This is a genomic window from Myxococcus virescens (assembly GCF_900101905.1).
GTDB classification, from domain to species: Bacteria; Myxococcota; Myxococcia; order Myxococcales; family Myxococcaceae; genus Myxococcus; species Myxococcus virescens.
Genome location: NZ_FNAJ01000004.1, coordinates 66,674 through 86,701 on the forward strand (window position 1 = coordinate 66,674; position 20,028 = coordinate 86,701).

At 68.8% G+C, this 20,028-nt stretch carries 14 protein-coding genes; 2 read left to right on the forward strand and 12 right to left on the reverse strand.

The features are described from left to right. Positions 1–15: 15 nt before the first annotated feature. The 4 genes from BLU09_RS13750 to BLU09_RS13765 all read right to left on the reverse strand — a co-directional run bounded on the left by BLU09_RS13750 (position 16) and on the right by BLU09_RS13765 (position 5,107). Complete coding sequence (locus BLU09_RS13750; RefSeq protein ID WP_090490016.1) at positions 16–861, reverse strand: NAD(+)/NADH kinase; 846 nt, start codon at positions 859–861, stop codon at positions 16–18. Between the two features lie 76 nt (positions 862–937). After that, positions 938–2,395 (reverse strand): sigma-54-dependent transcriptional regulator, encoded by a 1,458-nt coding sequence (locus BLU09_RS13755; protein ID WP_011555329.1) that lies wholly within the window; start codon positions 2,393–2,395, stop codon positions 938–940. Beyond that, on the reverse strand, positions 2,392–3,975 hold the full coding sequence (locus BLU09_RS13760) for an ATP-binding protein (protein ID WP_090490017.1): 1,584 nt from the start codon (positions 3,973–3,975) through the stop codon (positions 2,392–2,394). Before BLU09_RS13760 ends, BLU09_RS13755 begins: the two co-directional genes overlap by 4 nt. Positions 3,976–4,144: 169 nt before the next feature. After that, a complete protein-coding gene (locus tag BLU09_RS13765; protein ID WP_090490018.1) occupies positions 4,145–5,107 on the reverse strand; it encodes a GGDEF domain-containing response regulator in 963 nt (320 codons plus the stop codon). A gap of 104 nt (positions 5,108–5,211) precedes the next feature. On the opposite strand from BLU09_RS13765, the gene BLU09_RS13770 reads away from it, so the two are divergent. Continuing rightward, positions 5,212–6,003: a glycosyltransferase family 2 protein gene (locus tag BLU09_RS13770; protein WP_090490019.1), complete on the forward strand. Its 792-nt coding sequence runs from the start codon at positions 5,212–5,214 to the stop codon at positions 6,001–6,003. 7 nt (positions 6,004–6,010) lie between these two features. Next, complete coding sequence (locus BLU09_RS13775) at positions 6,011–6,859, forward strand: ChbG/HpnK family deacetylase (RefSeq protein WP_090490020.1); 849 nt, start codon at positions 6,011–6,013, stop codon at positions 6,857–6,859. Here BLU09_RS13775 and BLU09_RS13780 read toward each other — a convergent pair. From BLU09_RS13780 to BLU09_RS13815, 8 genes are all read right to left on the reverse strand, one after another. Further along, entirely contained in the window at positions 6,832–7,500 is a 669-nt protein-coding gene (locus BLU09_RS13780; protein WP_090490021.1) for a class I SAM-dependent methyltransferase, read from the reverse strand. The genes BLU09_RS13775 and BLU09_RS13780 overlap by 28 nt on opposite strands. Beyond that, a complete protein-coding gene (locus tag BLU09_RS13785; protein ID WP_090490022.1) occupies positions 7,497–8,630 on the reverse strand; it encodes a mannosyltransferase family protein in 1,134 nt (377 codons plus the stop codon). Before BLU09_RS13785 ends, BLU09_RS13780 begins: the two co-directional genes overlap by 4 nt. 91 nt (positions 8,631–8,721) lie before the next feature. After that, positions 8,722–10,962 (reverse strand): fatty acid oxidation complex subunit alpha FadJ, encoded by a 2,241-nt coding sequence (fadJ, locus tag BLU09_RS13790; protein WP_090490023.1) that lies wholly within the window; start codon positions 10,960–10,962, stop codon positions 8,722–8,724. Then, the gene (fadI, locus tag BLU09_RS13795; protein WP_090490024.1) at positions 10,962–12,263 is read right to left on the reverse strand and encodes an acetyl-CoA C-acyltransferase FadI; all 1,302 of its coding nucleotides are present in this window, start codon (positions 12,261–12,263) and stop codon (positions 10,962–10,964) included. The genes fadJ and fadI overlap by 1 nt, the downstream gene beginning before the upstream one ends. A gap of 136 nt (positions 12,264–12,399) precedes the next feature. Further along, on the reverse strand, positions 12,400–13,446 hold the full coding sequence (hemE, locus tag BLU09_RS13800) for a uroporphyrinogen decarboxylase (RefSeq protein ID WP_090490025.1): 1,047 nt from the start codon (positions 13,444–13,446) through the stop codon (positions 12,400–12,402). A 54-nt stretch (positions 13,447–13,500) separates the two neighbouring features. Then, positions 13,501–15,870 (reverse strand): alpha-amylase family glycosyl hydrolase, encoded by a 2,370-nt coding sequence (locus tag BLU09_RS13805; protein ID WP_090490026.1) that lies wholly within the window; start codon positions 15,868–15,870, stop codon positions 13,501–13,503. After that, a complete protein-coding gene (locus BLU09_RS13810; protein WP_244171699.1) occupies positions 15,861–17,357 on the reverse strand; it encodes a hypothetical protein in 1,497 nt (498 codons plus the stop codon). Before BLU09_RS13810 ends, BLU09_RS13805 begins: the two co-directional genes overlap by 10 nt. Positions 17,358–17,394: 37 nt before the next feature. Then, positions 17,395–19,836 carry a glycogen debranching protein gene (locus BLU09_RS13815; protein ID WP_090490028.1) on the reverse strand — a complete coding sequence of 814 codons (2,442 nt, stop codon included), beginning with the start codon at positions 19,834–19,836 and terminating at the stop codon, positions 17,395–17,397. Positions 19,837–20,028 lie beyond the last annotated feature (192 nt).

Sequence of the window (20,028 nt, forward strand, 5' to 3'; positions counted from 1 at the left end):
GGCGCGCGGCGCCTTTCAGCGCTCGCCCCAGTGGAGCTTCTGCCGGAGGATGGAGAAGTAGGCCACCTTCGGGTTGCGCACCAGGTTCACCCGGTTGGGCGAGCGCACCACCTCGATGCAGTCCCCACCCTGGAGCCCGTGGCCCGTCTGCCCGTCGATGGTCAGGTACGTGTCCGCCGTCTCACTGCGCAGCGTCACCCGGATGGTCCGGTCCGCCGGCACGACGATGGAGCGCTGCGTGAGGGCGTGCGAACAAATGGGCGACAGCACCGTGCAGTCCACCGACGGGTGGACGATGGGCCCCCCCGCCGACAGCGAGTACGCCGTGGAGCCGGTGGGCGTGGCCAGGATGACGCCGTCCGACTTGTAGGTCGTGATGGGGACCCCGTCGATGGACGTCTCGTGGTCGGCGATGCGCGCCAGCGCGCCCTTGTTGATGACCACGTCGTTGAGGACCTCGTCCTCGATGAGCACCCTGCCCCCGCGCAGCAGGCGGCAGGTGAGCTTCATCCGGGAGTCCACCTGGAAGCGCCCCGCGAGCACCTGCTCCAGCATGGGGTACAGCTCTTCCACCGGGACTTCCGTCATGAAGCCCAGGCTGCCCAGGTTGACGCCCAGAATCGGAACCCCGCGGCCACCGAGCAGGCGCGCCGCGTAGATGAGCGTGCCGTCACCGCCCAGCACCACCATCAGGTCCGCCCGGGTCACCAGCTCCCGGTCATCCACCCGCGGCCAGCCCAGCTCATGGGCCAGCGTGCGGTCCGCCAGCACCGACAGGTGGGGGTACCGCTCACGGATTTGAGCCGCGAGCGCTACCGCCTCGGGCTTGTCCCTCTTCGCGACGATTGCCAGGGTCTGCACGCAAACCCGCCTTTGTAGTCCAGGAGGGCCCCGGGCGCGCATGGGAAACGCCCGGGTGCCCGCCGGCCGACACACGTCAGGACGCGGCTTCCAGCGCCTCGCCGTCGTCCTGGGAGACCACGCGGGGCTTCATGGACCGGCCGGCCACCTCGTACTGCTTGAGCAGGCGACGGAAGTTGGAGCGGTCCACGCCCGCCGCGCGCGCGGCGCTGGAGACGTTCTGGTTGTTCTTCTCCAGCAGCGCGGACAGGTAGCGGCGCTCGAAGGCACGCATCGCCAGGCGCTTGGCCTGGGCGTACGGCAGGTGTGCCAGGCTGAACACCTCCACCGTGGAGTCCGGCTGCGGCGCGGACTGGAAGCCCGGCGGCAGGTCCTCCACGTCGATGACCTCGTTGCCCGTCAGCACCACCGCGCGCTCGATGACGTTCTCCAGCTCACGCACGTTGCCCGTCCACCGGTTGCAGGTGAGGGCTTCCATGGCGCGCGGGGAGATGCCCGTCACCTTCTTGTCCGCCTTGGAGGCGTAGAGCTTGAGGAAGTGGTGCGCCAGCAGGGGCACGTCCTCGGGCCGGTCACGCAGGGGCGGCAGGTCGATGGTGATGACGTTGAGGCGGTAGAAGAGGTCCTCGCGGAACTTGCCCTGCTCCTTGGCGCGGGACAGGTCCACGTGGGTGGCGGCGATGACGCGCACGTCCACCTTCACCGGCTCGTTGGCGCCCACGCGCTTGACTTCACCCTCCTGGAGCACGCGCAGCAGACGTACCTGGGTGGCCGGGGGCACGTCGCCAATTTCGTCCAGGAAGATGGTGCCGCCGTCGGCCGCCTCGAAGAGGCCCTTCTTGTTGCCGGTGGCGCCGGTGAAGCTGCCCTTCACGTGACCGAAGAGCTCGCTCTCCAGCAGCGTCTCCGTCAGCGCCGAACAGTTGACCGCCACGAAGGGCTTGTCCTTGCGCGCGCTGCGGTAGTGGATGGCGCGGGCCACCAGCTCCTTGCCGGTGCCGCTCTCCCCCTGGATGAGCACCGTGGCGGTGGAGTGGCTCACCGTCTCCACCAGCTTGAAGACGGAGCGCATCTGCGTGGACTGGCCGATGAGGTCCTCGAACTGGCTGCGGACCGTGAGGGCCTCCTCCAGCGCGCGGGTGCGGTCCTTGAGCGCCTTGCGCTCGGCCGCCTTGGCCACCGTGAGGCTGACCTCGTCGATGTTCTCGAAGGGCTTGGTGAGGTAGTCGTACGCCCCCGCCTTCACCGCCTCCACCGCCGTCTCCACGGTGGCGAAGGCCGTCATCATGATGACCTCCACATCCGGGCGGTCGGCCTTGATGCCGCGCAGCAGGTCCATGCCGGACAGGTTGGGCATCTTGATGTCGAGGACGACCACGTCGATGGTCGGATCCTTCGCGGCCGCCAGGCCCTCCACCGCGTCGTCAATGGCCACCACCGGGTGGCCCTCGCGCTGGAGAATCTGCGTCACGGCCTTGAGGACGACGGAGTCGTCATCCACGACGAGGACTTTGGCGCGCTTGACTTGGTTCACGGCAACCTCTCGAGCTGCAGGGGGATGGGCAGAAAAACGGTGAAGCAGGAGCCTTCGCCGACCTGGGTGTCCACGTGGAAGCTGCCCCCATGGTCCTGGACGATGCGGTAGGCAATGGAGAGCCCCAGGCCGGTGCCTTCACCCGGGGCCTTGGTGGTGAACGACGGCTCGAAGATGCGAGGCAGGTACTTCTCCTCGATACCCGTGCCGGTGTCCGTCACCGCGAAGAAGCAGCGGTCGCCTTCGCGACCCGTCACCAGCTTCAGCTTGCCCTCACGCGTGGGCAGCGACTGGAGACCGTTCTGGAGCAGGTTGAGCACCACCTGCGCGAGCTGACCGGGGTCGCCGTACACCTTCGGCAGGCCGTCCGCGAGCCCCAGCGTCAGCTCCACCGTGGGCATGGACTTGAGCTGCGCGCGGAACAGCACCGCCGCGTCCTCCACGCACTTGGACAAGTCGAAGGGCCGCCGGTCCTCCACGCGGCTGTGGCGGCTGAACTTGAGGAGGCTCTCCACGATGCGCTTGCAGCGCAGCGCGCTCTCCTCGATGAGGCCCAGCGACTCCAGGTCCGCCTCGCTGCGGCCCGCGTCGCGCGACATCAACTGCGCGAAGGCGAGGATGCCGCCCAGCGGGTTGTTGATTTCGTGCGCCACCCCGCCGGCGAGCTGGCCCACTGCGGCCATCTTCTCCGTCTCGATGAGCCGCCGCGTCATCGACTGCTCCTCGGTGACGTCCCGGTAGGTGCAGACGACGCGCTCATCCCCCGTCATGGGGTAGGCGGCCACCACGAAGGTGCGCCCGCCCTGGCGGACCTCACCGCGCGCGCCCTTGCCGCTCTCCACCGCCGCCGGCAGCGGGCAGCCCGTGCACGGCTCGTTGCGGCCGAAGAGGTAGCGGTAGCACGTGGTGTCGGAGGGAATCTCCTCGATGGAGCGCCCCGCCACGTCCGCGTACGCCAGGTTCGCCCGCCGCACCGCGAAGTCCCGCGCGCGCACCACGCACAGCGGCGTCTCCATGCAGTCGAAGGACAGCTCCCACTCGCGCTTGGCCTGGCTCAGCATGCGCGTGCGCTGGGCGACGCGCTCCTCCAGGTCCGCGTTGAGCAGCTTCAGTTCCGCGTTCTGCGCCTGCGTCACCGTGTAGAGCCGCTCGTTCTCCGCCTGGAGCGCGTACTGCTCGAAGGCGCTCTTCACCGTCAGCACCAGGTGGCTGTCGTTCCAGGGCTTGGAGATGAAGCGGAAGATCTCCGACCGGTTGATGGCCTCTTCGATGGCCTGCTGGTCCGCCTGGCCCGTCAGCATGATGCGCTGGGCCCGCGGCTCCTGCTGCTTCACCCGGGTAAGGAAATCGACGCCATTCATCCCCGGCATGCGGAAATCGGAGATGACCACCTCGGGGTGGAAGGCCTCCACCGCCCGCAGGCCCTGCTCGGCGTCCGTCGCCGTCTCGATGTCCCAGTCGCCGCGGCGCAGCACCCGGCGGATGGACTTGAGGATGTTCTCCTCGTCATCCACCAGGAGCAGCCGCCCGCGTGGCGACTCGGCCTGCTGACCGTGGACATATGCGGCTTGAGAACCCATGAATTGTTTCCGCCCCTAGACAAATGCAATGGCCCTGCCAGCAGAAACTCCCTGCCCAACAGTCTGGAATCACGGGCCTTGACATTTCCATGGCGCAAAAAAACACCGGGTCTAATTAGACCCATCCCCACCAAATGGGTCAATACAGACCCCGGGTCTTTGACCCGGGCTAGGTTCCGAGCGGACCGACCGGGAGCTGGGGATGTAGGCAGATGCGATCCCTGCCGTCCCGTTTGGCCTGGTAGAGGGCCTCGTCGGCCGTCAGGAGCAGCTGCTCCGGGGTGAGGACGGTGCGGTGGGGGAAGCTGGAAACCCCCAATGACGCGGTGACTTGCAGGCTGTCCGACACCTCCAGCCGCAGGGCGCGCAGCTCGCGGCGGACGCGCTCGGCGACGGTGAGCGCCCCGGTGAGGTGGGTGCGGGGCAGCAGCACCGCGAACTCCTCGCCGCCATAGCGGGCCACCAGGTCCGTCTCGCGCACGCCCCGGGTGAGCGCGGCGGCCACCTCGCGCAGCACGCCGTCGCCCGCGGAGTGGCCGTACTTGTCGTTGATTTCCTTGAAGAAATCCAAGTCCAGCAGGATGAGCGACAGGGAGTCGTCATAACGCTGGGCACGGCGGAACTCCTCCCTCAGCCGCTCCTGGAAATGGCGGTGGTTGTGGAGGCCCGTGAGGCCGTCCGTCGACGACAGCCGCTGGAGCTCGCTCACCTGGGCGGCGAGCGACTCCATCCGGGCCTTCGCGGCCAGGGCGCGATGCACCCGGGCCACCAGTTCATCCGGCGACCATGGGTCCAATACGACCTCAGCCCCCCGGCGCAGGGCCTCCAGCCAGAGGCCTCTGGGCTCGGGTGGCGCCACGAGCACCACGGGGGGCCCTACCGGGCCTTCCTCGGGTATCAGGCGTTCGAGCAACCCCACGCTGGCCTGGGCGTCCTCGCCCGGGCAGAGCACCACCAGCGATACCTCCCGCGCCAACCTCGGCACCTCCGGGCCGTGGGCGGTGATTCGGAGGGCGAAATCCTCCGGGCCCAGCGCACGGGCCAACCGAGGCAACGTCGACTGCGAGTCGTCCACTACCAGCAGGGTGAAAGGCCTGGAGTTCACAGTGTCCCCGCAAAATGGTGATTTCACGGTATCATAGGCGTGCGACGATATGCGACCCCTGCCATTGGATAAAAACCGGATTCTCTGCTAGCGAGCCGCCAACTTCGCAGGTCCGCCCGCCGAGGTCCCTCGTGGCCCAATACCCAAGCATCAGCCTGTTCTTCCCCGCCTGGAACGAAGAGGACTACGTCGAGCGCGCCGTCAGCCGGGCGCTGGAGGTCCTCCCCGCCCTGACGGACGACTTCGAAATCATCGTCGTCAACGACGCGTCCACGGACCGCACCCGTGAGGTCTGCGAGGCGCTGGCCCTGAAGGTTCCCCAACTGCGTGTCATCCACCACCCCGTGAATCTGAAGCTGGGTGGCGCCATGCGCACCGGGCTGGCGGCCTCGACGAAGGACATCGTCGTGTACTCCGATGTGGACCTGCCCTGGGACATGCGCGAGCTGGAGCGGGCGCTGCACCTGATGTCGTACCTGGAGGCGGACATGATTTGCGCCTTCCGGTTCGACCGCACGAGCGAGGGCCCCAAGCGCATCATCTACTCGTTCGTCTACAACATGCTCATCCGGTCGCTGTTCGACATCCAGATCAAGGACGTCAACTTCAGCTTCAAGGTGATGCACCGGCGCGTGCTGGAGGCCATGGAGCTGCACAGCCAGGGCTCGTTCATCGACGCGGAGCTGGTGGTGAAGGCCATCCGCCAGGGCTTCCGCGTGTTCCAGATGGGCGTGGACTACTTCCCTCGCACGCGCGGCGTGTCCACGCTGGCCTCGCCCTCCGTCATCACGAAGATGGTGCGGGAGCTGGTGAAGCTCTATCCGAAGATGCGCGCGCCGCAGCCGCCAGTGCACCCGGTGCGCTTGCCGCCTTCCGTGCAGCAGCTCCACGCGGTGCCGCCGGGCCGCACGGCGCGAGGCTGAGCCCCGCATGACGCGCCCCCTCACGCGACTGGTGGTGAACGCGGACGACCTGGGGCTCCATGCCTCGCTGGACGCGGGCATCCTCCGCGCGCACCGAGATGGCATCGTCACCAGCGCCACGCTGCTGGCCACGGGCCCCACCGCGCCCGAGGCCGCCGCCCGCGCGAAGGAGGCACGGCTCGCGGTGGGCCTCCACCTGGCGCTCTCCACGCGGCTGCCTCCCGCGGCGCCCGCGCACGAGGTGCCCACGGTAGCACCGGAGGGCCGGCTGCGTGGCAGCTGGGCCGACTTCGCCCGTGCCTGGCTCACCGGACAGGTTCGCCGGGACGAGCTGGCGCGCGAGCTCTCCGCGCAGCTTCAACGGGCCCGCGCCCTGGGCGTGACGGTGGACCACCTGGACGGGCACCAGCACCTGCACCTGCTGCCCGGTGTACGTCCCCTGGTGGAGTCCCTGGCCGCGCGCGAAGGGCTGCCCCTGCGCTGGCCGGACGCCCTGCCTCGCCCGCGCTGGCTGAAGGCGCCGGGCCCCGCGCTGAAGGCCACGGTGCTGGCCGTGCTCGCGCGCGCCGCGCCTCGGGCCCCCAAGGGCGTGCGCCGGGTGAGCGCGGGCGGCGTCTTCGAAGCGGGGATGTTGGACGAGGCCGCCCTGCTCGCGGTGGTGGACACGCTGCCCGCGGGCGACTTCGAGCTGGGCTGTCACCCGGGTGAAGGCACGCCGCACGTCCCCGAGGACCCGGCGTGGCGCTACGGCTGGCAGGCGGAGCTGGCCGCACTGACCAGCACGCGCGTGAAGGCGCGGCTGCACGAGCGCGGCATCGAGCTTCACAGCTACGGAACGCTGTTCTCCGCCACGTAGAGGACGTGCGGCGTGGTGTAGCCCTGCCCCAGGTCCACCACGTCGCGCACCGCGAAGCCCGCGTCCTTCAGGTAGCGCGTCATCTCGGCTCGAGGCTTCAGCGCCATGCCGCCGCTGGCCTTCGTGCGGCCCAGCAGCGACACCATCACCCACTCCTGCGCCAGCGCCTTGCGGTGCTTCCAGGAGCCGTCACCCTCCACCTCCTTGAGCAGCAGCCGCCCGCCGGGCTTCAGCAGGCCCCGCACGGTGGAGAGGAAGCCGGCCCACTTCGACTCCGGCAGCAGGTACAGCACGTCGCACACCACCGCCGCGTCGAAGCGCCCAAGAGCCCCTCGGGCCAGGGTCTCCTCCACGGTGCCTTCCTCGACGCGCACGTTGGGTTGGCCCGCGAGCGCTCGCCGTGCCCAGGCCACCTTGCGCGAGTCCGGGTCCACGCCGTGCACGGTGCGGCCCGGGTCCTCCAGGGCCAGCAGCGCGGACAGCAACCCATGCCCGCAGCCGATGTCCGCCACGGCGCCCACGGGCGTGCGCGCGGCCATGGCCAGCAGCGGCGCGGAGAAGGCCCGCGCGTGGACGTGGAAGCGCTCTGCGACGGGCAGCCCGTCGTAGCGAAGGAGGGCCTGTTCGAGGAGGTCGCTCATGAGACGTAGTAGTCCGCGCCGAAGGCCCACGAGAGGACGAGCAGCGACGCGGCGCCCACCGCCAGCGCCCCGCGCAGCAGCAGCGGCCGTTCGCGCAGGAGCATCGCCGCGGTGAGAAAGACGGGGAAGGCGGACAGCAGGTAGCGCCCCATGCCCATGAAGTCCTTGGTGGACCACGCGGGCAACCCGACGATGGCCAGCACGTAGACGGCGTAGCCCCACCCCAGCAGCTTGCGCGTGGGCCACACCAGCGCTAGCGCCAGCAACGTAAAGAAGGCGTGCGCGGCCAGCCGGAAGGCCTCGCGCTTGTCCTGCGGCGCCAGCACGACGCGCTCGAACCAGCTCACCTTCAGCCACGTGTGCCAGCCCGGAATCTGCTCCCAGCCGGGCGAGCCCTGCACCTTCACGAAGGCCACCGGGTCACCGAACTGGTGCCACAGGAAGAGCATGTACGCGCCGAAGCCCAGGCCCGACAGCACCGGCAGGAAGTCCACCGCGCTCCACTTCTCGCCGCGCGCGTGCTTCCACTCCAGGCGGCGCACCAGCAGGCCCAGCACCACCGCGGGCGCCACGGGCCGGGCCGCGGTGGCCACCGCCGCGACGAGGACGGCGGGCCCCAGGTGCCCGCGCTCCAACAGCAGGAAGGCCGCCACCACCAGCAGGACGAACAGCGCGTCCGAATACATGGCGCCGTAGAAGTAGAGCGTGAAGGGGTAGCAGGCCATCAGCAGCCCGGCCTTCAGCGCCGTGTCCTCGTCCGTCAGCTTGCGCGCCCAGACGGTGAAGAGCATCAACGCCAGCGGGCCGCACAGCAGCGTGATGAGCACGCCGGACTGGTACACATTGGGCCCCAGCGACTCCACCGCGCGGATAAGCAGCGGGTACAGCGGGAAGAACGCCACCGAGCTCTGCTGGCCCGGGGTGAACTGGTAGCCCTCCTGGGCAATCCGCATGTACCAGCTGGAATCCCAGGCCACCCAGCCCATGGTGAAGTACTCGTCGAGCCGGACGACGGGGTTGCTCGGGTCCTTGTGGAAGAAGCGCCAGGCCCCGGCGGTGGCGGCGGCGCCACAGGCCACGACGGCCGACAGGACGACGAGGACGATGGTGCGGGACGCGGAGCGGGCCATGGGGCCCGGGAGGCTCGGGCCAGAGACGGCCTCCGGTCAAGCCCGGGAGCCGCTGATACGCAGGACTCCCGGGTGCAATCACTGGAATGACTCAGCGCGGGTAGAACGTCTTGCCCGCCTTCACCATCTCCACCAGGTGCGGCGCGGGGGCGAAACGCTCCCCGAGCTTGTCGTGGTAGTGCTCCAGCTTGCGCAGCACCTCGGCGGGGCCGCGGCTGTCCACGTAGTGGAAGGGACCGCCCAGGAAGGGCGGGAAGCCCAGGCCGAAGATGGCGCCCACGTCGCCGTCACGCGCGCTGCGGAGGATGCCCTCGCCCAGGCAGCGGATGGCCTCGTTGACCATCTGCAGCACCACGCGCTCCGCCATCTCCGCGCGGTCGAAGGAGCGGCGCTCCGTGCCGTGCGGCAGCAGGGCGTAGATGGAGCTGTCCACCTCCTGCTTCTTCCCGTCCTCGTACAGGTAGAAGCCCTTCTGCGTCTTGCGGCCCAGGCGGCCGTCGGCCACCACCTTCTCCAGGGCCTTGGGCGCCGCCATGCGCTTGCCGAAGGCGGCCTCCATGATGGGGCCCACCTTCTGCGCCACGTCGATGCCCACCTCGTCCAAGAGGGTAATCGGGCCCACGGGGAAGCCGAACTCGACCAGCGCCCTGTCCAGCTCCGCGATGTCCGCGCCTTCCGCCAGCAGGTACGCCGCCTCGTTCAGGTACGGGGCGAGGATGCGCGAGGTGTAGAAGCCCGGCCCGTCGTTGACGACGATGACCGTCTTGCCCTGCTTGCGCCCCACCTCCACGCAGGTGGCCGTCACCCAGTCCGCGGTGCCCGCGTGGGTGATGATCTCCAGCAGCGGCATCTTGTGGACCGGGCTGAAGTAATGCATGCCAATGACTTGCGCCGGCCGGCGGCTGCCCTTGGCCAGCTCCGTAATCGGGATGCTGGAGGTGTTGGACGCGAAGATGGTCTGGTCGCCGGTGACGGCCTCCACCTCCGCGATGATGCGGTGCTTGAGCTTGAGGTCCTCGAACACCGCCTCGATGACCAGGTCCGCGGACTTGAAGCCGCTGTAGTCCGTGCCCGCCGTCACCAGGGCCGACTTCGCCGTGGCCTCGCGGCGCGTGAGCGAGCGCCGCTTCACGCGCTCGTCCAGGATGGACTGCACCTGCTTCATGGCCCGGCCCACGCCCGCGTCGTCCTTGTCCTTCACGCGCACGGGCACGCCCTGGAGCACGCTGGTGACATAGGCGATGCCGCCGCCCATCAGCCCGCCGCCCAGCACCGCCACCTTCTTCACCTCGCGCGGCTTCGCGTCGGGGTTGGAGGTGCCGTTCTCCTTCTTCAGCGCCGTGGTGGCGAAGAAGATTTCGACCAGCCGCTTGGAGACGTCCGACACCACCAGCTCGCCAAAGGCCTTCGCTTCCGCCTCCTGGCCCGCCTTGTGCCCGGACTCCAGGCCCACGCGCACGACCTGGAGCGCCTTCTCCGGCGCGGGGAACTTGCCGCGCGTCTTCTTCAGCAGCTGCTTGCGCGCCTGGTCGAAGAGGACCTTGCGGCCCAGCGGGTTGTCCTCCAGCGCCACCTCCGCCCACAGCTCCTTGTTGGCCAGGCCCTGGATGAAGCCCGCCAGCCCCTTCGCCTTGCCGTTCGCGGCCACGCCCTTGAAGCCCTGGCCGTGACGGCGGTCCACCTTCAGCGTTCCTTCGGCCAGCTCCTTCGCGCGACGCACGGCGATGGCGCGGAGGATGGGCGCCGGCACCACCTCATCCACCACGCCCAGCTTCTTCGCCTTCGCGGGCTTGAGGCTCTTGCCGGTGAGGATGAGGTCCAGCGCCGCCTGCACACCAATCAGCGCCGGCAGCCGCTGGGTGCCGCCCGCGCCCGGAATCAGGCCCAACTGCACCTCCGGCAGCCCCAGCGACGTCTTCGGGCTGTCGGTGGCGATGCGGTAGTCACACGCCAGCGCCCACTCCAGGCCGCCGCCCAGACATGCGCCGTGGATGGCCGCGACGACGGGCTTGGGGAAGTCGGCCAGCTTGTCGAAGCCCTCCTGCCCGTTGCGGCTGATGGCGGTGGCCTCCTCCGCCGTCTTGATGGTCTGCAGGAAGTCGATTTTCGCCCCGGCGACGAACGAGTCCTTCTTGCCGGACGTGAAGACGACGGCCTTCACCTCGGGCTCGCGCTCCGCGCGCGCCATGACGCGCAGGAAGGCCTCGCCCGTCTCCGGCGACAGCGTGTTCACCGGCGAGTCCGGCAGGTCGAAGGTGATGACGGCGACGCCGTCCTCCACCCGGTACGAGAAGCCCTGCTTCACCTCGAGCTCTTCCGCCTTGGTGGCCATCACGCACGCTCCAGGATGACGACTGCGCCCAGGCCGCCCGCCGCGCAGACGGTGCACATCGCCGTGTTCTTGTTCCGACGCTTCAGCTCATTGAGGGCCTGGGTGACGATGCGCGCCCCCGTGGCCCCGAAGGGGTGACCGATGGCGATGGAGCCACCCGTCACGTTCAGCCGCTCCCGATCGATTTCGCCCACCGGCGCGCTCCAGCCCGCCTTCTTCGCGAAGGCCGGGGACGCCAGCGCCTGGATGTTGCTGGCCACCTGCGCGGCGAAGGCCTCGTGCATCTCCACCAGGTCGATGTCCGCCAGCGTCATGCCCGCGCGCTTGAGCGCCGTGGGCACCGCGTAGGCCGGGCCCTGGAGCAGCTGGTCGCCCGGGTCCGTGGCCGCGTAGGCGTGGCTGCGCAAAAAGCCCAGCGGCTCGTAGCCCAGCACGCGCGCCTTCTCCTCGCTCATCAGCAGCAGCGCCGCGGCGCCGTCCGTCAGCGGCGACGCGTTGCCCGCCGTAATCGAGCCGTACTTGCGGTCGAACGCCGGCTTGAGCTGCCCCAGCGCCTCCATGCTGGAGTCCTCACGGACGATGTTGTCGCGCTCCGCCGTCTTGTCGAACTTCGGCGGCACGACGACGTGCATGACCTCGTTGTCGAACAGGCCGTCCTTCCACGCCTTGGCCGCGTTGCGGTGCGAGTTGAAGGCGATGCGGTCCTGCTCCTCGCGGGAGATGCCGTTCTCCTTGGCCATCTTCTCCGCGCTCTCCCCCATCGTCATGCCGGAGGAGTACTCGGCGATGGCCGGGGGCACCGGCAGCAAATCCTTGGCCTTGAGGCGCTGGAAGGGCTTGAGCTTGTCCGGCAGCGAGCGCCCCTTGGACGCCGCCACCAGCGCGTGGGCCAGCGGCCGGCTGGTGAAGATGGGCGCGTCCGACATGGACTCGGTGCCACCGGCGATGATGACGTCCGCCTCGCCCGTGGCAATCGCGTTGGCCGCCGTCGTCATCGCCTGGATGGACGTGGCGCACGCGCGCGACACCGTGAAGGCATCAATCTTCTTCGGCAGCCCCGCCGCGATGACGACCTCGCGGGCAATGGACGGAGCCGTCAACGTGGGGATGACCTGGCCGAACACCACCTGGTCGATGACGTTCGGGTCCAGGTCCGTCTTCTGGACCAGCTCCTGGACCACCAGGCGGCCCAAATCCAGCGCCGTCAGCCCCGAGAACACGGACCCCGCCTTGACGAACGGGGTCCGCAGGCCGCGGACGATGGCCACCCTTCGGGGGCCGTTGCGCTTCTCGCTTGCCATGTGTGCCACACCTCCAGCGAAGTCGGGAGGTGGGCATCTAACGAGCGGCAATGCGCCGCGTCAATCGTCCGTTGATTCAAAAATCAATCGGTGGACACTCCCCGCGGGAGGCCGCCGGCTGGGGGTGAAAGCGACCCTACGCCCCCAGCGTGCCCTGGCGCAGGGCCACGCCGTGGCGGTGGACGGCGTCCACCAGGAACTTCGCGGAGTCGGGGTCCGTGGGCGGGAGGATGCCGTGGCCCAGGTTGAAGATGTGCCCTTCGGGGCCCGCGCGGCGGAGGATGTCCTTCACGCGGCCGTCCAGCTCCTCACGGGGGAGGAACAGGTGCAGCGGGTCCAGGTTGCCCTGCACCGCCACGTCCGGCCCCAGCACCTTCCGGCCCTCGTCCATGGGCAGCGTCCAGTCCAGGCCCACCACGTCCGCGCCCGTGCTCTTGAGCAGCCGCAGGTGGTTGGACATGCCCACGCCGAACACGATGACGGGCACGCCAGTGGCCTTCAGCTCGGACACCATGCGCTTGAGGTAGGGGATGCAGAAGCGCTCGTAGTCCCAGGGCGACAGCGCGCCGCCCCACGAGTCGAAAATCTGGACGATGCTCGCGCCCGCCTCCACCTGCATCTTCAGGTAGGGGATGAGCGTGTCGGTGAGCTTGCCGAAGAGGCGGTGCGCCAGCTCGGGCTGCTCGAACATCAGCCGCTTGATAAGGATGTAGCTCTTGGAGCCGCCCCCCTCCACCATGTACGCGGCCAGGGTGAAGGGCGCGCCCGCGAAGCCGATGACGGGCACGGAGTCATTGAGTGCCTTGCGCGTGCGGCGGATGGCCTCGGCCACGAAGCCGGTGCCATCCACCGGGTCCGGCACGCCCAGCTTGTCGATGTCCGCCGCGGAGCGCACGGGATCGGGGAAGTGCGGCCCCTTGTCCCCCAGCTCCAGGGTGATGCCCATGGCCTCCACGGGGATGAGGATGTCCGAGAAGATGATGGCCGCGTCCACCCCCAGGCGCGTCACCGGCTGGACGGTGACTTCCGCCGCCAGGTCCGGGTGCTTGCACAGGTCCAGGAAGGCGATGTTGCCGCGGATGGCCCGGTACTCGGGCAGGTAGCGGCCCGCCTGGCGCATCAGCCATACCGGCGTCGTGTCTGTGGGCTGGCGGCGCGCCGCGCGGAGGAGTCGGTCGTTCACTTCGAACCTCGGAGTGGGCCCCGCGCCAGGCGGGGCGAAATGAAACACGTGCGGTCAGCGCTGGCTCCACGCCAGCGTCTGGCGCAGCGGCCCGGTGCCTTCGTCCACGAACAGCAGACGATTGGCGCCGTCCTCCCAGTCAAGAGTGCCCTGGGAGCCGCCGCGCAAGAGCTTGTACTCGAAGACGGCGCCCACGGGCAGCGACAGCGCGAAGCCGTCGGGCCCCGGACGCAGCGAGCGCTCGGGCTTCCACCCGCCCATCTCCGGCCCGCTGCCCACCAACCGCACCGACGGGTCATCCACTGCCAGTTCCACCTGACGCCGCGTGCCCAGCCCCCGCCACCGCAGGCCCGCGAGCTTCGCCGCCGTGGCGAAGCCGCCCGCCGCCTGGGGCTTCAGCCGCGCCAGGGCCACCTCGCCGGCGGGCACGCGCATGAAGCCCGCGCCCCCGGCGGCCAGCGGCGGCGCCAGGGCCAGCGGCTCCAGCTTCGCGCCGGCCAGCCCGTCAGGCAGCAGCACATCCACGGCGCTGTCACGGGAATTCACGGCGATGACGACGGCCTCGTCGGCGGTGACGCGGGCGTAGGCGAAGAGGTCCTCCCGGGCGGCGAGCATCCACGTCTCGCCACGCTGGAGGGCCTCACTGCCTCGCCGCAACGCCAGCAACCCGCCAATCCACGACCGCAGCGGGTGGTTCGTGAAGCGCATGTCGCCCCGGTTCTCCGGCTCCTTCGCGCCCGTCAGGCCCTCCTCGGTGCCGTAGGTGAGCGCCGGCACGCCGCGCGCGGTGAGCTGCACCGCCAGCGCCCGCTTCACCCGCTCCACGTCCCCCCCGCACTCGCTCATCACCCGGGGCAGGTCGTGGTTGTCCACCATCGTCACGAGCGAGCCCGGCGCCGGGTACAGCCGGTCGTTGAAGAGGATGGCGCCCAGGTGCGACGGGGAGCGGTCCCTGCAGAAGACGTCCACCAGCGCGAAGGCCAGCGGGAAGTCGAACATCGTCCCGAAGCGGCCTTCCTTCATCGTGTTCGACAGCAGCACCGGGTCGCCGTCCAGCATCTCCCCCAACAGCAGGAAGTCCGGCCCCGCGTGCTGGCGCAAGTCGTCGTTGTAGCGAGCCCAGAAGGAGGTGGGCATGTGCTTCACCGCGTCCAGCCGGAAGCCCGCGGGCTGGAGCACGTCCACCCACCGGCGTGAATGCGCCAGCAAGTGCGCGTACACGTCTTCCTTCTCCACGGCGAGGTCCGGCAGGCCGTGCACGTCTCCCATCACCAGCTCGCGTGAATCGCCCCAGTCCTGGATGGGACCCAGGCCGTGGAACCAGTCGGGCCGCTCACGCGACAGGCGCGTCTCCGGCCCCACGTGGTTGAGCACCACGTCCAGCACCAGCCGCATGTCCCGGCGGCGCAGCTCCGCCGCCAGCGTCTTCAGCAGGGCCTCGTCTCCGAAGCGCGGTTCCACCCGGCCGAAGTCCTCCACCCAGTAACCGTGGAAGGCGCCGTACCCATGGAACTTGTCGGTGCGCATCTGGAAGACGGGTGAAAGCCACACCGTGCGGACACCGAGCTGCTGCAGCCCGTCCAGTCGGTCAATGACGCCTTGCAGGTCTCCGCCGTGAAAGGCCTGCGCGTCCTCCAGGTCCACTGCACCGTCGTTCTTCGGGTCTCCATTGGAGAAGCGGTCCACCATCACGAAGTAGACCGCGTCTCCCGCCGGCGGCTCCCACGAACCCCGGTAGGGCTGGAGCACGGCCGGCGTGCCCGTGCCCGGCTCGATGCCCGGTCCGGCCGGCGCGTCGAGGCCCGGCACCGTGCCCGGCCCCCCGTCCGTGTCCGGCACCAGGAAGGGCGAGGCCAGGAAGGAGTCGAACAGCGCGCCCGCCTGCCCGGCGATCTGCGTGGCCACCTCCAACTGCGCATCGTCCTCGCGCTGCTGGTCGAACTGAAGCGCCGCGCCGTAGTCCTGGGTGACGACGGTGGGCGCCATGGCGGAGTCCGCGCGCGCGCCCGTGGTCCGCACCGAGATGTCCCACGAGAAGCGGCCCCCCACCTGGCTGAAGAACGACACCCGCGTCTCCACCAGCAGGTGCAGCGGCGCCTCCGGCGTCAGCGCCTTCAGCATCTCGAAGCGGCGCTGCGAGTCGCGCACCTTCGCGAAGTAGGCGGCGTAGTCCGCGTAGGGCACCACCTCCACGCGCAGGTTGCGCCTGGCCAGGGTCTCCGCGATGCGCTGCTTCAGTCCTTCCGGGACGTCCGCCACCACGCCGGCCCGCCTCGCGTCATCCCGCACGTAGGCCACGGCGACCACCGTGCCGCTGGGCGCCACGGGCGGAGGCGCCGCGCGAGGCAGACACGCCGCGAGCGTCACCGCGGCCAGCGCCGCCGTGAGGGAGACCACCGCGCTCCATCGCCTTGTCAGAACCATCCTTCGGCCTCGATCGCGACCACCGAGTGCCAGTGACGCTCGGGGCCGACGTAAACGTTGTACTGGTCCAGGCTGTCCACGAAGGAGTTGCCGAACGCCGCATGCTGGGTGGAGCGCTGGAGCCCGTACAGCAGCCGCAGACTGGGGCGCGCGTAGATGCTGCGGCCCGTGGGGTTGAGCACCACACCGGCCTTGAACTGCCAGGTGTCGCGCGTGTCGCTGTCACCGAACTCCAGGCCACGCGCGTCCGCCATGCCGTCGGTGCTGGTGAACACCGAGTCCACATGGTTGCGATAGAGATTGCCGTTCAGGCTCTTCTCGCGCGCGACGCTGCTCTCCGCCAGGAGGTGAACCTTGTCGGTGAGGAAGTACTGAAGGCGGAGCACCGTGGAGGCGATGACGCGGTTGTCCTCGCCCGCGGCAATTTTGTTGTCCTTGTTGAACGAATAGCCAGCCCACACGCCCCAGAGCGCCTCCAGCTTGTCAGGGATGATGCGCAGGTAGGCCTCGTTGCCGAGGTTGGCGTCGTAGCGCTCGTCGGTCTGGTCCGTGACGTACACGGTCCAGTCCCGGCCCCGGAAGTTCTCCGTGTAGAAGGGCTGTGGGTGGCGCTTCTCGAAGGTCAGGTACAGGTTGCTCCACACCAGCGGCCCCACCCCGCCGAAGCCCACGTAGCCCATGGCCCGGTACGACAGCGCGCTGCGCGCCTTGAGGTCCGGGACCAGGTCCTCCGCGCCCGGGTTGGCCTCGAAGTAGCGCCGCACCACCTCGCGCCGCGCGAAGTTCTCGTAACGGGTCCCGGGCGACGCGTAGAGCGCGTTCCGGTTGCCGCGCACCGCGGGCTCGTAGCCCACCTGCCCGCGGATACCCACCTCCAGGTGACCAGGAATCAACCGATAGCGGAACGACGCGGCGCCCGTCAGCACCGTGTTGTAGTTGTTCGGGCGCAGCGTGTAGCCGCTGTCCCCCACCGCCAGCAGGACGTCGTAACGGTCGCCCTGGTACGTGCCGGACAGGCCCACCGTGTCCCAGAGCAGCGTGCCGGGACGCTGGTCGTAGATGTGCAGGTCGTTCCAGCGGTCCTCGAGCGTGCCGAGCTGCCACGTCACCCGGTCCAGCAGGATGTTGCCGGCGCGGACGAAGAGGTAGTCAGCGCTGAAGTTCACCAGCGAGCCATTACCGGGATCCGCTGAACGAAACGACCTGCCAGAGATACGGGAGTGGACCTCGGCCCACACCTCGTCGGTCCCCGGCGTGGCCTGCAACGCGTCCAGCCGGAGGTTGAGCTCACCGTAAGGGCTTTCGTTGAGGAGCCGACCGTAGAGCCAGTAATAGCCCAACTGGCCCGAGCCGCCCGCGAAGTCCGGGCGGGTCATGATGCGGAAGTAACCCGCGGCCCCGAAGCGATCGCGAGGCGCATCGGCCAGGGCAACGAGCGGCAGGAACGTCAACAGGATGGCGCCGAGGCGCGCAGGCAGGACTCGCATGGGCGGGCCCCGCTTATAGCCCAACCTGCTTGCCTGCCTACTCCGCACGCAGGACGACGATGGTTCTTTCCGGCATCCCGTATGTCGGACCGTTCACTGGTGACGGTGCATCAAGCCAGGAGTTGCCCGTGGACCGGCTGTCCAGGCCCGCCGTCGTGAGATAGGCGGGGCTGTCGAAGTACGCCTGCGTGTCGATGAGCCGCGTCCATTTGCGGCCTTCGGGCAGCGTGAACGTCACCGCGCGGGGCTCCATGTTGATGAGCACCAGCAATTCCGGCCCGTAGGACGCGTCATAGTAGTGAATCATCAACTGCTTGCTGTCCCACGCCGCCTCGGTGTTCTGGGCGCTCTTCCAGGCCAGCGGCGCGCCCTTGCCGTAGTCCTTCGGCGCGAAGGCGTAGGCGTGCTCCTTGCGCAGGCGGATGGCGGCCTTCACGAACTCGAACATGCGGTGACGTTCGTCGCGCGCCAGGTACGTACCCCACTGGTACCAGTTGAAGGGGTTGTCGGACAGCGTGGAGTAGGCGTTGTTGTTCCCCAACTGCGTGCGCATCCACTCGTCGCCGCCCAGGATCATCGGCGTGCCGTGGCTGATCATCATCGACATGAAGGCATTGCGAATCATCTGCCGTCGCATGCTCTCCGCGCGCTCGTCGCCAATCGGACCCCAGTTGCGGGAACGGTTGTGATCCTCGCCGCTGACCTTGTCGCAGAAGGGGCTGTTCGGTGTGTCACAGCACACCGGGTTCAGCGGACCGCAGCGGTTCTGCTTCTCGTCGTACGCGAACAGGTCGTACATCGTGAAGCCGTCGTGCACGGTGATGAAGTTCATGGAGTGATACGGGCGGCGGCCATTGCGCTCGAACCACTCCTGGCTGCCGTACATCAGGAAGCCGCCGTCCACCGTGCCAGGCCGGCCACACAGCGAACCCTCGTTGGAGTTGAGCTTCCAACCGTCCTGGTTCATGAACGCGCGCCACCAGTCGCGGAAGCGGCCGTTCCACTCGTACCAGCCATTGCCCGGCTGCGTCCTGGCGTTGGGGAACTCGCCCAGCGGCATGCAGTACCAGCCGCCCGCGCTCCACGGCTCGGCCATGATGCGGGTGTTGTACTTCTGGAGCACCGGGTCGTCGATGACATCCTGGAGCACGGTGTTGCGCGGGTCGTCCCAGCGGTTGTAGTCGCCGTCGCGCTCACCCAGGATGGGCGCCAGGTCGAAGCGGAAGCCGTCCACGTGGAGCTCTTCCACGTAGAAGCGCAGGCTGTCGATGATGAGCTTGCGCGTGGGCCGGTGGTTGGGGCGCGTCTGGTTACCGACGCCGGTGTTGTTCCAATACGTGCGGCGGTCCGGGTTGAGCGCGTAGTACGCCTGGTTGTCGATGCCGCGGAACGAATAGAGGCCCGCCGTCTCCGCGGGGTCCAGGGACTCCAGCGGCTCGCCGGGCATGACGTCATCCGTCTCCAGCTTCTCGCGCCAGAGGCCCCCTTCGCCGGTGTGGTTGTAGACGACGTCGATGATCACCTCGATGCCGTGCTTGTGGAGCTGCTCCACCATCCACTTGAACTCGTTGATGACCTGGTGCGGTTCCTTGAAGGCCGCGTAGGACAGCTCGGGCGCGAAGAAGTTGATGGTCTGGTAGCCCCAGTAGCCACCGTCCAGCGGCTTCTCGTGGATGGGCAGCAGCTCCACCGCGGTGATGCCCAGCTCGGCTAGGTAGGCCGCCTTCTCACCGAAGCCGCGGTAGGTGCCCGGGAAGCGCACGCCGCTGGCGGGGTCCGCCGTGAAGCCCTTGGCGTGAACCTCATAGACGATGAGGTCCTGCCAGCCGTGCCCCTGCCAGTTCTCGTCCTGGCGGTTGGCGCGCCACTGCTGCTCCGCCTCACCCCACTGATAGTCGCCGCTCTTGACGAGCACGCTCTTGGCGGAGGCCGCGTAAGTCACCTCCGTGCGGGCCGGACCGCTGGCCGTGCTGCCCTTGCTCCAGTCGTGATCGCGGTGCAGGGCCTTGGAGTACGGGTCCGTGAGCAGCTTGTTCGGATTGAAGCGGTTGCCGTAGACGTCCGCGTCCGCCTTGAAGCCGTGGATGGACCCGGGGAACCACCGCGGGTCGAACTCCCAGTTGGGTCCCCAGGCGCGGAAGCCGTAGTGCTGTCCCACGCCCACGCCTTCCACGTAGACGCTCCACACGTCGCCATAGCGCGTCATCTCATAGGCGCGCGCCGGGCGGTTGCTCTCCGGGTCCTCGAAGAGCAGCAGCTCCAGCCGGGTGGCGTTCTCCGAATACAGGGCGAAGTTCACGCCCTTGTCCACGAAGGTGGGGCCGATCTGGCGAAGGGATTCGATGTCGTCCACCGAGTAGCTCGGGGCCCGAGCATCGCTGTGGTACAGCCGGACATAGTCGCTCTCGCTACAGCCAGTGATGAACAGGGCGGTGGACAGCGCCGCGCCCACGAGGCGGGACATTCTGTGAGTGCGCATCAGGTAGGCTGACCTCGAGGTCCGGACATGACTCGGCCCGGCAATCAAACTCCGTTTCCATAACAAGCGCCTTCCATGCCTGACAAGGCAGGGCCCGGGTTTCCAATCGGGAACAGACCTTCGTTCACTGGCGCACGCGACGGGAGGATGCAGCACAAGCAACCAAGGAGGTTTGAGGAAACAAGAAGCGTC

Coding starts and splice junctions, on each gene's coding strand:
- BLU09_RS13760 (WP_090490017.1), bottom strand. CDS start 3,975: ATGGGTTCTCAAGCCGCATATGTCCACGGTCAGCAGGCCGAGTCGCCA.
- BLU09_RS13775 (WP_090490020.1), top strand. CDS start 6,011: ATGACGCGCCCCCTCACGCGACTGGTGGTGAACGCGGACGACCTGGGG.
- BLU09_RS13780 (WP_090490021.1), bottom strand. CDS start 7,500: ATGAGCGACCTCCTCGAACAGGCCCTCCTTCGCTACGACGGGCTGCCC.
- BLU09_RS13785 (WP_090490022.1), bottom strand. CDS start 8,630: ATGGCCCGCTCCGCGTCCCGCACCATCGTCCTCGTCGTCCTGTCGGCC.
- fadJ (WP_090490023.1), bottom strand. CDS start 10,962: ATGGCCACCAAGGCGGAAGAGCTCGAGGTGAAGCAGGGCTTCTCGTAC.
- fadI (WP_090490024.1), bottom strand. CDS start 12,263: ATGGCAAGCGAGAAGCGCAACGGCCCCCGAAGGGTGGCCATCGTCCGC.
- BLU09_RS13805 (WP_090490026.1), bottom strand. CDS start 15,870: ATGGTTCTGACAAGGCGATGGAGCGCGGTGGTCTCCCTCACGGCGGCG.
- BLU09_RS13810 (WP_244171699.1), bottom strand. CDS start 17,357: ATGCGAGTCCTGCCTGCGCGCCTCGGCGCCATCCTGTTGACGTTCCTG.
- BLU09_RS13815 (WP_090490028.1), bottom strand. CDS start 19,836: ATGCGCACTCACAGAATGTCCCGCCTCGTGGGCGCGGCGCTGTCCACC.